Here is an 11,845-nt window from a genome sequence, read left to right as displayed (position 1 = left end):
CGCCATGGCAGGTCGCTCCGCACCCGGCGCCTCGCTCGTCGACCGCACCCTCGACGTGCTGGGCACCTTCGACGAGCGCCACCGACGGTTGCGGCTGAACGAGATCGCCACCCGCAGCGGACTGGCCCCGCCCACCGCTCTCCGGATCGTGCGACGGCTCGCTGCCGCTGGAGCACTGGACCGTGCCGCCGACGGCACGTACGTCGTCGGGCGACTCCTGTGGGACATCGGGCTCCTTGCCCCCGTGCAGACCGGCCTGCGCGAGGTCGCGGCCCCGTTCCTCCAGGACCTCCAGGCGGCAACCCGCGCGACGGTGCACCTCGCCGAACGTGACGGCGCCGAGGTGCTCTACCTCGACCGACTCTCCGGCGTCGCGTCGGTGCCGGTCGTCAGCCGGGTCGGCTCACGACTTCCGATGCACGCCACCGGAGTCGGCAAGGTGCTGCTGGCACACGCGCCGGCCGAGATCCAGCAGCAGGTGCTGGCCGACCTCGTCCGCGTCACGCCGTACACGATCGTCGCTCCCGGCACGCTCGCCCGGCAGCTGGAACGGGTCCGCCGCGACGGCTTCGCGACCACGCAGGAGGAGATGACGCTCGGAGCCTGCTCGGTCGCTGTGCCCGTGCAGGGCGCCGGCGGGGACGTGGCTGCGGCGTTGGGCGTCGTCGTCCCCTCGTTGCGTCGCGACCGCGACCGCCTCGTGGCGGCGCTCAGCGTTGCCGCAGCAGGCATCGCCCGACAGGCCGCCGAGGGGCCGACTCAGGCCCTCAGGATCCGCAGTAGGCCTGGTCCAGCAGCTGCAGGAAGATCGGTCCGATCTCCTTCTTCGGGAGCGACATCGGGTCCTCGTTGAGCATCAGGACGGTCTGTCGGCCGCCGTGGGGCGAGGAGTAGACGTAGGTGATGTAGCCGGGGAAGTTCCCACCATGCCCCCAGGCCGTCCCGCAGCGCGTGCTGAAGCTCTCCAGGCCGAGACCGTACGCCGTGCCGGCGCCGTCCTCGTCGGACGCGTCGTTCGTCGTCTTCATGGCGGCCATGAGGCGTCGCGGCAGCATCTGGCCGGACAGGAGGTGGCGGTAGAACCGTGCGACGTCGGGTGCGGTCGACACGGCTGCTCCGGAGGCCCACGGATAGGGGTAGAGGCTGGTCAGGTCGGTGAAGTCGCGGGCCGCGTCCCCCTCCGCCACGTAGTAGCCGTGCGCCGCAGGTGCGGGCATCGTGCGTGAAGGGGTGAAGGTCGTCGAGTCCAGACCGGCCTGGGCGAAGACCCCGCCGCGCAGGACGTCGCCCAGTGGACGATGTGTCACCGCCTGGATCATCAGTCCCAGCAGGACGTAGTTGGTGTTCGAGTAGGAGTAGGCGCCGCCGGGCTTGGAGACGGGCTCGTTGCTCAGGGCGATGCGCACGAGCTGACGGGGCTTCCAGACGTGCCCGAGGTCCCCTGCGAAGTAGGGAGCCAGCACTCTGGGGTCCTCGTTGAACTCGTAGATGCCGCTCGTGTGGTTGAGCAGCTGACGCACCGTGACGTGCGGGACGCGGGCGAGGAGGCCAGGGAGGTAGCGGCGCGCGGGGGCGTCGAGGCGGATCCGGTGTCGTGCGACCAGCTGCAGCACGGCGGTGGACACGTAGGTCTTCGTCTGGCTGCCGACGCGATACGTGGTCGAGGGACCCATGGGCGTCCCGGCGGCGAGGTCGGCCAGCCCGCTCTGCAGCTCGATCACCTCGCCCTTGTCGTAGGTGTAGAGCAGCGCGCCGGGCACGCCGGCGTCGACGATCTGGTCGAGCGCCTTCTGCATCCGCGCCGTGTCGGTGGCGGCCGGGGCCGCGGCCGCATGACGGTCCGCCGTGACGGCCGAGACTGCCGGCGCGCTGAGGGTGACGGAGGCTACGAGGGCTGCGGCGGCCAGCGGTGCCGTACGCCGCGAGCCACGGAGCCAGCCACGGGTGGGAGTCGAGGAGAGGGGAGACATGAGGAACCTTCCATGGACCTGATCGGCCCGGAGTGGCCGCACGTCCACAGTGGCCGCCAGGTCCGGTCGGGGCGTCTGTCCAGGGTCGCGAGTTCGCAGTGGCCGTCTCCCTCCCGGGAGGGAGCAGCCCAGAACCACTGCGGTCGTCCCGCTTGACTAGTTCGAACGTCTGTTCGATCATGATCGAGTGTCCACCGGCCGCTCACTCCCCGCGCTCGACCCCGGGCGTTCGGTCGTCGAGCAGCTGCGCGAGCGGGTCGCGGCCATGGAGCGCAAGCCTGCCACGCAGCCCGTCGCGACCCTGCCGGGACTGGCGAGCCTGGTGCCGCTGCACCCGGGCGCGACGTACGCCGTGGACTCCGCGTCCCTGGCGCTCGCACTGGCCGCAGGAGCCTCGCAGGCGGGCGAGTGGGTCGGGTTCGCCGGGTGCGCCGACTTCGGGGCGGAGGCCGCGGCCGAGCTCGGGATCGAGCTGTCCCGCACCGTCCTGGTGCCCGACCCGGGTGAGCACTGGCTGGAGGTGACTGCGGCGCTCGTCGACGTCCTCCGCGTGGTGGTGCTGCGGCCGCCCGCCTCCGTCGACGAGCGCACCGCCGGCATCCTCGACTCGCGCCTGCGCACGCGCTCGGCCGTGCTCGTCGTGCACGGCGACTGGCCCCGGGCCGAGGCCCGCCTCAGCATCGAGGAGTCGAGCTGGAGCGGCCCGGCGTCCGGCACCGGACACCTGCAGCAGCGTCACGCCCGGGTCGCCCTGCGCAGGGGCGCACGACCGCCGCGGCACGCGGAGCTGACGTGGCCCGGGGCGCTCCAGGTCGAGTCCGATGTCGACCGCCAGGTGCGGGAGATCCGGACGGTGTCGGGGTGAGGGTCCCGTGAGGGTGATGGTGCTGTGGTGCCCCGACTGGTCGGTGGTGGCCGCTCTCGACGAGGCCGAGAGGTCGCCGCGCTCCCCCGCCGCGGTGCTGTCCGCCAACGTCGTGGACGTGTGCAACGGTCCCGCCCGGTCCGAGGGCGTACGCCGGGATCAGCGCCGCCGGGACGCCCAGGCCCGGTGCCCCGACCTGGTGCTGCTGTCCGCCAACCCCGACCGCGACGCCCGGGCTTTCGAGCCCATCCTGGCCACCGTCGAGGACCTGCGTCCCGGAGTGGCTGCGCTGCGCCCCGGGCTGCTCGCCGTCCGGGCACCCGGCAGCTGGTACGGCACCGAGAGCGCCGCTGCCGCCACGACGTGCCAGGCCGTGGTGGAGGGCGGCGTCTGGGACGTGCGGCTCGGCATCGCCGACGACGTGTTCACGGCCGAGCGGGCTGCTCGCACTGCTGACGTGCAGTCGTGGGTGGTCGTCCCCGAGGGCGGGTCCGCCTCGTTCCTGCGCGGCCTGCCCGTGCACGTGCTGCAGGACGACGGTCCGCGAGGACGCGAGCTGGTCGGTCTGCTCGAGCGGCTCGGCCTCCGCACCCTCGGCGACCTGGCCGACCTCCCGGCGGAGGCCGTCGAGCACCGGTTGGGCGCCTACGGCGCCGCCGTACGGCGACGGGCCCGTGGCGAGGACCGAGCCCTGTTCGCCGCACGCACCCCACCGCCCGAGCTCGATGCGGCCGTGGACTTCGAGCCGCCCCTCGACTCCGTCGAGACGATCACCTTCAGCGTGCGCACCACCGCCGAGCGGTTCGTCTCCCAGCTGGCCCACCACCAGCTCGTCGCCACCGCGGTGCGGGTCGTGGCCGAGTCCGAGGGCGCCGTCTGCTCGTCCCGCGCCTGGTTGCACCCCGGCCACTTCACCGCCCGCGACCTGGTCGACCGGGTGCACTGGCAGCTGCAGTCGGCCGACGTCGGCGGCTCGCTGCGGGCGCGCAAGCACTCCGGGGCGGTGCGCGCGCCCATCGACCGGATCAGGTTCGTTCCGGAGGTGGTGGAGCCCGCGGCCGCCCACGGCGAGGCGCTGTGGGGTGGCGCGGGCGATGAGCTGGTCGAGCGGGGCGTGGCCCGGGTGCAGGGCATGGTGGGCTTCGACGCCGTACGCCGTCCTGTGCTGCAGGGCGGCCGCAGCCCCTCGGCCAGGCAGGCGCTGGTGCCGTGGGGCGAGCGTGCGGTCGACCTGCGCCCGGTCGACCGGCCGTGGCCGGGACGGGTCCCGGGGCCGGCACCGGTGCGGGTGTTCGCGACGCCCCCGACCGCCGAGGTCGTCGACGACACGGGCCGCGAGGTGTGCCTCACCGATCGCGGCGTCGTCAGCGGTGAGCCGCGGCACTTCCGGGTTACCGGAGAGATGGTGGGGCGGGTTACCGGAGAGATGGTGGGGCGGGTCACCGGAGAGATCGCGGGGCGGGTCGGGGGCGCCGACCACGGGCAGAGCCTGCCCTGGCAGCCGGTGACCGCCTGGGCCGGTCCGTGGCCCACGGACGAGGGCTGGTGGTCGGGCGGGGCCGGTCCGAGCGCCCGGTTCCAGGTCGTCGGCGCCGACGGACGGGCCTGGCTCCTGGTGCGCGCCCCGGACGGCTGGTCGTTGGAGGCGGCATATGACTGAGACACCTGCGATGCGGGAGACGCGCTGATGGGCTGGAACAACCCCGCCATGCACTGGAAGGAGCTCGAGCGTCGGCTGAGCGGCCTCCCGGGAGCCGATGACGCCCCGGTGTCGCGGCGCAAGCGTCCCTCGGCCGAGGTGCGCCCGATCGAGCGGCCCGCCGCGGTCATCCCCTACGCCGAGCTGCACTGCCACAGCCACTTCAGCTTCCTCGACGGCGCCAGCTCGCCGGCCGAGCTCGTGGAGGAGGCCGTGCGCCTCGGCCTGCACGCGCTCGCGGTGACCGACCACGACGGCTTCTACGCCGCTCCGATGCTGGCGGAGGCCGCGGCGGCGTACGACCTGGCCACGGTCTTCGGCGCCGAGCTGTCCCTGGGTCTCGCCGGTCCGCAGAACGGCGTGCCCGACCCCGAGGGCAGCCACCTGCTGCTGCTGGCACGCGGCGTCGAGGGCTACCACCGCCTCGCCGCGGCGATGACCGACGCGCACCTGCGCGGCGACGAGAAGGGCCGTCCCGTCTACGACCTGGAGGAGCTGGGCGAGCGCGGGCGCGGACACTGGGTGGTGCTGACAGGCTGCCGCAAGGGGGCCGTCCAGCAGGCGCTGGCGCGAGGGGGCGAAGGCGCAGCGGCCGAGGCCCTGGACCGGCTCACGTCGCTGTTCGGGCTCGAGAACGTCCTCGTCGAGCTCTCGCCCCGCCCCGGCGCCGACGCGACCAACGCGTCACTCGCCCGACTGGCCGGCGTCCACGGCCTCGACGTCGTCGCGGCCGGCAACATCCACCACGCCACCCCGCGGCAGCGCAGGCTCGCCTCGGCGATGGCGGCCGTGCGCGCCCGGCGCAGCCTGGCCGAGCTCGACGGCTGGCTCGACCTGTCGGGCTCGGCCCACCTGCGCAGCGGCGCCGAGACGGTCGCGGCGCTGGCGGCGTACCCCCATGACCTCGGACGCAGGGCCGTGGCCCGCAGCGTCTCGCTCGCCGACGAGCTGGCCTTCGACCTGCGCAAGGCCTCCCCCGCGCTGCCCAAGCGCCAGATCCCCGAGGGACACACCGCCGACTCCTGGCTGCGGGTGCTTGCCGAGCGCGGCTTCGCCGAGCGGTACGCCGGCGTCCCCCACGAGCACGAGGCGCGCGAGCGTCTCGAGCACGAGCTGCGCGTCATCGCCGAGAAGGACTTCGCCGGCTACTTCGTCATCGTCCACGACATCGTCGCCTTCGCCCGGGAGCAGCGCATCCTTTGCCAGGGGCGCGGATCGGCCGCGAGCTCCGCCGTCTGCTACGCCCTCGGCATCACCGCGGTCGACGCCGTCTTCTACCGGTTGCCGTTCGAGCGGTTCATCTCCGCGCACCGCGACGAGGAACCCGACATCGACGTCGACTTCGACTCCGACCGGCGCGAGGAGGTCATCCAGTGGGTCTACGACACCTACGGGCGACGCAACGCCGCCCAGGTGGCCAACGTCATCTCCTACCGACCGCGGATGGCGGTGCGCGACGCCGCCAAGGCCCTCGGGTTCTCCCAGGGACAGCAGGACGCCTGGTCCAAGCAGATCGACGGGTGGCAATCGGTGGTGGCCGGGGACGCCGGCGACCCGGCCGCCCACGACGTACCCCCGTCGGTGGTGGCGCTCGCCGAGGAGCTCATGGGGGCGCCGCGCCACCTCGGCATCCACTCCGGCGGGATGGTCCTCACCGAGCGGCCCATCGGTGAGGTCTGTCCCATCGAACGGGGCCGGATGGACCGGCGGACGGTGCTGCAGTGGGACAAGGACGCGTGCGAGTCGATGGGCCTGGTCAAGTTCGACCTGCTCGGCCTGGGCATGCTCGGGGCACTCGACCACATGATGCGCCTGGTCGCCGACCGCCTGGGCGAGCGGTGGGATCTCGCGACGATGCCCAAGGAGGAGCCGGCCGTCTACGACATGCTCTGCCGGGCCGACTCGATCGGGGTGTTCCAGGTCGAGAGCCGGGCGCAGATCGGCACGCTGCCGCGGTTGCGTCCGCGTGAGTTCTACGACCTCGCCATCGAGATCGCCCTGATCCGTCCGGGTCCCATCCAGGGCGGGGCCGTGCACCCCTACGTGCGCAGGGCCACCGGCAAGGAGGAGGTCACCTACGACCACCCCGAGCTCATTCCCGTGCTCGAGCGCACCAAGGGCGTGCCCTTGTTCCAGGAACAGCTGATGGCGATGGCCGTCACCCTGGGCGACTGCAGCCGCGACGACGCCGACCTGCTGCGTCGCGCCATGGGCTCCAAGCGCGGGGTCGAGCGGATCGAGTCGGTCAAGCAGAAGCTCTACGCCGGCATGCAGCGGCGTGGCATCACCGGCGACCTGGCCGACTCGATCTACGTCAAGATCCTCTCCTTCGCCAACTTCGGCTTCGCCGAGTCGCACGCCCTCTCCTTCGCCCTGCTGGTCTACGCCTCCTCCTGGTTCAAGCTGCACTACCCGGCGGCGTTCCTGGCCGGCCTGCTGCGCAACCAGCCGATGGGCTTCTACTCCCCCCAGTCGCTGGTCGGCGATGCCCGGCGCCACGGCGTCGACGTACGCCGTCCCGACGTGACGCGCTCCGGGGCCCAGGCCGAGCTCGAAGCCGTGGTGATCGGCCCGGTCGCTGCCACTGGTCCCGACGGGTGCTGCCGGCCCAGGTTCGACCGCACGGAGTGGGTGCCGGGCACCCCCGACCCGGTCCCCGACCACCGCCGTGACGGGGCGCTCGCCGTACGCCTCGGGCTCGACTCGGTGCGCGGCATCGGACTGGAGGTGGCGCGTCGCATCGTCGCCGCGCGCGACGAGGCACCGTTCACCGGCGTCACCGACCTCTCGCGCCGTGCCGACCTCACCTCGGCGCACCTGGAGGCGCTGGCCACGGCCGGCGCGTTCGAGGCGTGGGGGCTCGATCGCCGCGAGGCGCTCTGGGCGGCCGGGTTCGCCGAGGGAGCCGACCACCTGCCCGGCACCACGCCCGCCCCGGCCGCGCCCACCCTCCCGGGCATGAGCGAGCCCGAGATCACCCTCGCCGACCTGTGGGCCACGGGCGTCTCGCCCGAGCGGCACCCGGTCGAGCACCTGCGCGACGACCTGCGCCGCGCCGGCATCCGCTCGGTCGCCGAGCTGGCCACCGCCGAGTCCGGCCGCCGGGTCCACGTCGGCGGGCTCATCACCCACCGGCAGCGGCCCGGCACGGCCATGGGCGTCACCTTCCTCAACCTCGAGGACGAGACGGGCATGCTCAACATCGTCTGCTCGATCGGCGTGATGAAGGCGCACCGCCACGCTGCCCGCAACCGGGTCGCCGTCGTCGTCCGGGGCCGCCTCGAGCGCAACGAGGGGGTCACCAACCTCGTCGCCGACCGGGTCGAGGGCATCGACGTCGTGGTGCCGGGCGCCGGTGCCGTGCTGCAGGCGCGGGCGTCGTCGCGCGACTTCCGCTGAAGGACGCGGCTCGGGCAACCCGCGGCGAGCGCGCCACTGGTGTCACAGGCGCCCGATCACGACGCCCCGCCGAGTCGGTGACGCACCACCCTCCGGCGCAAGGTCGGCGAGGCCTCCACCTCGTAACCGGCGTCGAGGAAGACCTGCAGGAGCCCGACCGACGCCTCGTCCCAGATGACGGTCCTCCCGGGCGGCGGCTCGGTGGGATAGCCCTCCAGCACGTGGGTGCCGACCTGCCGCCCGTACTCCACGGTGGCGGCGGCGAGCTCATACATCAGTCCCTGCCTGCGGAAGCCCTTGCGGACGACGAAGCAGGTGACCGACCAGACCCCCGTGAGCTCGGGGTCCATCCGCATCCACGACTTCTTCCGGCTCCACACCCTGGGGTAGTTGTCCCGCGGCTCGACCGCGACCCAGCCCGCCGGCTCGCCGTCGAGATATCCGATGAGGCCGGAGGTGGGTCCGCCGGTGCCGCAACCGGTCTGCTCCAGCAGGGCGGCGTCCCGCTGCTCCTGGGTGGTGTCGCGCCAGATCCAGCCCGGGACCTTCAGCGCCTGGCAGCGGCACCTGCCGGCGCCACCGGTGTCGAACACCGCCTCGACGGCCTCGGTCGTTGCCAGGTTGGCCGGGCGCCAGGTGAACTCGGGCATTCCGCAGCGTAGCCCGACCGTGACCTCGACAGCAGGGAGTGGGAGTGGCGACCCCGCCGTGGTCACGCGGCAGGGTGGGTGTGCCAGCGGGTACGTTGAGGCCCCGCACGGTCAAGGCTCCGGGAAGGTCCATGGGCGACACCGACAGCATGTCCGACGAGTTCGACAGCGTTGCCTGGTGGACGGCCTGCGCGGTGGAGGAGCTGGGAGAGGACCACGCCGTGCCCGCTGCGTGCCGGGGTAGCGGCAGTCCGGCAGCACTCGACTGGCTGGCCACGTCGATGGGGCTCGAGCGAGGCCTTCGCCTTCTCGACTCCGGAGCCGGGGTCGGCGGGCCGGCAGAGTACGTCGCTCGCGAGCATCACGTGCGCCCGACCATGGCGGAGCCCATGGAGGGAGCCTGTCGAGCCGCGCGACATCTCTTCGACCACCCGGTGGTGGTGGCAGACGGCTTGCGACTCCCGTTCCCGGACGCCACGTTCGACGCCGCCTGGTCCCTGGGCGTGTTGTGCACCATCGAGGAGAAGCGGGCCTACTGGGCGGAGCTGCGCCGGTGCGTGGTCCCTCGGGGTGCCATCGGTCAGCTCATCTACACGCGCACCGTCGATGTTCTTCCCGACCAGCCGGACGGCAACCACTTCCCGACGCGCGACGAGGTCCTGGAAGACCTGCAGGCCACGGACCTCACGCTGGTGGACCAGATCCTGCTGGCCGATGTGCCTGGAGTGCCCGAGACCTGGAAGGCAGCCGCAGGTCGAGTGGCAGATGTCATCGAGCGTGACCACCGTGACGACCAACGGTGGCAGCGCGCGCAGTCCCAGCACGACACGATCGCCCGCCTGATCGCACAGGAGCTGGTCGTCGGCGTGCTCATCAGCTGTCGACGCCCCTAGTCCTGGTACGTCGCCTCGTCGGTCGCTCACCGAGCACTGGACCCACTCCTTGCGGGTGTAACGACGACCGAGGCGCGAGCCTAGGTTGCAAGGACGCCCGCCGCGCATCGCCGCTCCAGCCACTCCACACCGGTGCCGACGCCTGACCCGTTGCCGGGAGGACCCGATGGACAGCGACGACTCGTCCCGACAGGCACGGTTCCCGGATCCCGGACGGCCGCCCACACGCGGGCTCGTCCCTGCGCACCGGCCGGGAGGCGACTTCACCGTGGGCGTCGAGGAAGAGCTGATGATCGTGGACGCGATGGGAGAGCTGCTGGGCCCCGCGGCTCGACCGCTCGTGGAGGCGATGGCCGGCTCGTTCCCCAGCGGGGTCGTGACCGGTGAGATCTATGTCGACCAGGTCGAGCTGAACTCGCCGCCGTGCGCAGGCGCGGAGGCCGTCGTGCGCTCGCTGCGTGACCTGAGGTCGAAGGTCATCGACCACGCTGTTCGACCGATGGCAGTCGGGGTCCATCCGTCCGCACCCCTGGGCGGCGCCGCCATCGCGCGGTCGCCTCGCTACGACGCCATCGTCGACGAGTACGCCGGCCTCCTCCGCACTCCGACCGCAGCGCTCCAGGTGCACGTCGGCGTGCCGGACGAACGGACGGCCATGCTGGCCTACCAGGGTCTCCGTCCCCGCCTTCCGTTGCTCCGGGCGCTGGCCGCCGCCTCGCCGTACTGGCACGGCACGGACTCGGGTCTGGCCAGCGCGCGCTCCGCGATACTGAGGTCCTACCCACGCACGACGATGCCCCCGCAGCTGACGTCGTGGGACGAGTTCGTCACGCGGACCACCGCCCTGATGACCGCGGCCGAAGCGATCGACCACACCTACGTGTGGTGGGACCTGCGCCCCCGTCCGGAGCTGGGGACGTTGGAGGTGCGCGTCATGGATGCCCAGCCCTCGCTGGCCAGGGTGGCGGGACTCACCGCGCTGGTGCAGGGCGCTGCCCGCCTGGCGGTCGAGCACCCGGACCAGGAGGAGCTGAGCGACGACGTCCTGGCGGTGAACGACCAGCGCGTGGTCCGGCACGGACTGGACGCGCGCATCGTGGACGTGGACGCGACGATCAGACCGGTGCGAGAGATCGGGATCCGTGTCGTGCGCGAGGTCCGTGCAGTGCTGGCGCCCGATCACCTCGACGCCCCGCTTGACGTCGTCGAGGAGATGCTGCGGACGTCGGACGAGCCGGGTCGACAACGCCACGTGGTCGCGACGGGCGGGATCCAGGCGTTGCTCACCGACCTTGCCGACCGGACCGCGAACCTCGACGGCTGAGCAGACACCTTCATCAGCCTCGCCGACACCGTCACGACCGCACCGTGACCGACGACACGTGCACGCATGTACACCGACGGGGCGGGTACCGCTCGCCTGCGTCCCTTCCGGGCGTGCATGCCCACGCCGCGGGCACGCGCTGATCCAGACCAAGGAGCCCACGGTGGCAACCCTCTACGCACGTTCCCTCGTCGACGTCATCGTTCTCGCCACGACCACCACGGCTGCGGCGGGACGCTCAGTGCTCCGCGTCCTGGTGACGGATCGCCGCGGACAGAAGGACCCGCGACGGAGGACGGCGCGGCCCATCGAGGGCTCATTGCCTCGTATCCGGGTACCGGAGTGACCGTGTTCATCGAATCGACTCCCGGAGGACTCATGAGCCCCGATGCGACCGCGCCCGGCCCCGGGTCCCTCGCTCCCGACATCGACGCCCAGGCGGCGTGCGTCGCCGCCTGCGTGCGCGCCTCCACCGTCTGCTCGGTCACCGCGGACGCCTGCCTCGACGACGACGCGGTCGCCGAGCTCCGCTCCGGCATCCGGCTCCTCATGGACTGCGCGGACGTCCTGACAGCCACGGCCACCGTGCTCTCGCGTCACTTCGGCACCGTGCCCTCGTCGGTCGGGACGCTGCTGTCTGCGTGCGTGGACCTGACGGAGGCGTGCGCGGACGACATGGAGCAGTCGGGTCCGCAGGAGCACCGTCAACGGAGCGTGGACGAATGCCGTCGCGCCGCGTCCTCGTGCCGGCGGGTTCTCGACACCGCCCCGTCCTCCCGCGCATCGGCGCGTGGGTGCCGCTAGGTGTACTGACCACGGACGTTAGGTACGGCGTGCCTGCTGGACGATGACGAAGACCCCCGGGTGAGGTGTGAAGCGACCAAGCAATCACTCGCTCACGAACTCCGGAGGTCTTCGTGTCACACGCTAACGCCCAACTCACCCCGGCCGGACGTCTACGCCTGGCCAGGCTCGTTGTCGACCAGAAATGGCCCCTACGACGCGCGGCCGAGCGGTGGAACTGCTCGGTCACGACCGCGAAGCG

General features: G+C 72.5%; 9 protein-coding genes and 1 pseudogene. 8 read left to right on the top strand and 2 right to left on the bottom strand.

Annotated elements, in window-relative coordinates:
- Positions 1–4: 4 nt before the first annotated feature.
- The gene (locus AC1DQF_RS00050; RefSeq protein ID WP_477523152.1) at positions 5–853 is read left to right on the top strand and encodes an IclR family transcriptional regulator; all 849 of its coding nucleotides are present in this window, start codon (positions 5–7) and stop codon (positions 851–853) included.
- On the opposite strand, the gene AC1DQF_RS00045 is transcribed toward AC1DQF_RS00050, so the two are convergent.
- Positions 768–1,970, bottom strand: coding sequence for a serine hydrolase domain-containing protein (locus tag AC1DQF_RS00045; RefSeq protein WP_477523151.1), 1,203 nt, complete (start codon positions 1,968–1,970; stop codon positions 768–770). The genes AC1DQF_RS00050 and AC1DQF_RS00045 overlap by 86 nt on opposite strands.
- Positions 1,971–2,157: 187 nt before the next feature.
- Here AC1DQF_RS00045 and AC1DQF_RS00040 point away from each other — a divergent pair, with 187 nt between their 5' ends.
- Genes AC1DQF_RS00040 through AC1DQF_RS00030 form a run of 3 tightly spaced genes read left to right on the top strand, consistent with a single transcriptional unit; the run spans position 2,158 to position 7,933 of the window.
- Positions 2,158–2,835, top strand: a complete 678-nt coding sequence (locus tag AC1DQF_RS00040; protein ID WP_477523150.1) for a hypothetical protein — start codon at positions 2,158–2,160, stop codon at positions 2,833–2,835.
- A 16-nt stretch (positions 2,836–2,851) separates the two neighbouring features.
- The gene (locus AC1DQF_RS00035; RefSeq protein WP_477523243.1) at positions 2,852–4,495 is read left to right on the top strand and encodes a DNA polymerase Y family protein; all 1,644 of its coding nucleotides are present in this window, start codon (positions 2,852–2,854) and stop codon (positions 4,493–4,495) included.
- Between the two features lie 27 nt (positions 4,496–4,522).
- The gene (locus AC1DQF_RS00030) at positions 4,523–7,933 is read left to right on the top strand and encodes an error-prone DNA polymerase (protein WP_477523149.1); all 3,411 of its coding nucleotides are present in this window, start codon (positions 4,523–4,525) and stop codon (positions 7,931–7,933) included.
- A gap of 56 nt (positions 7,934–7,989) precedes the next feature.
- On the opposite strand, the gene AC1DQF_RS00025 is transcribed toward AC1DQF_RS00030, so the two are convergent.
- Positions 7,990–8,583 (bottom strand): GNAT family N-acetyltransferase, encoded by a 594-nt coding sequence (locus AC1DQF_RS00025; protein WP_477523148.1) that lies wholly within the window; start codon positions 8,581–8,583, stop codon positions 7,990–7,992.
- Between the two features lie 131 nt (positions 8,584–8,714).
- On the opposite strand from AC1DQF_RS00025, the gene AC1DQF_RS00020 reads away from it, so the two are divergent.
- From AC1DQF_RS00020 to AC1DQF_RS00005, 4 genes and pseudogenes are all read left to right on the top strand, one after another.
- Complete coding sequence (locus tag AC1DQF_RS00020; RefSeq protein WP_477523147.1) at positions 8,715–9,476, top strand: class I SAM-dependent methyltransferase; 762 nt, start codon at positions 8,715–8,717, stop codon at positions 9,474–9,476.
- Between the two features lie 268 nt (positions 9,477–9,744).
- Positions 9,745–10,800, top strand: coding sequence for a carboxylate-amine ligase (locus AC1DQF_RS00015; RefSeq protein ID WP_477523146.1), 1,056 nt, complete (start codon positions 9,745–9,747; stop codon positions 10,798–10,800).
- Between the two features lie 378 nt (positions 10,801–11,178).
- Positions 11,179–11,604, top strand: a complete 426-nt coding sequence (locus tag AC1DQF_RS00010; protein ID WP_477523145.1) for a four-helix bundle copper-binding protein — start codon at positions 11,179–11,181, stop codon at positions 11,602–11,604.
- A gap of 113 nt (positions 11,605–11,717) precedes the next feature.
- Positions 11,718–11,845, top strand: a pseudogene (locus AC1DQF_RS00005) (IS481 family transposase); the annotation flags it as partial.

The sequence above is a fragment of the Nocardioides sp. P4_G4 genome (assembly GCF_056401085.1).
Note: the sequence above shows the minus strand (reverse complement) of the source record. Positions and strands in the feature narration are given on the sequence as shown.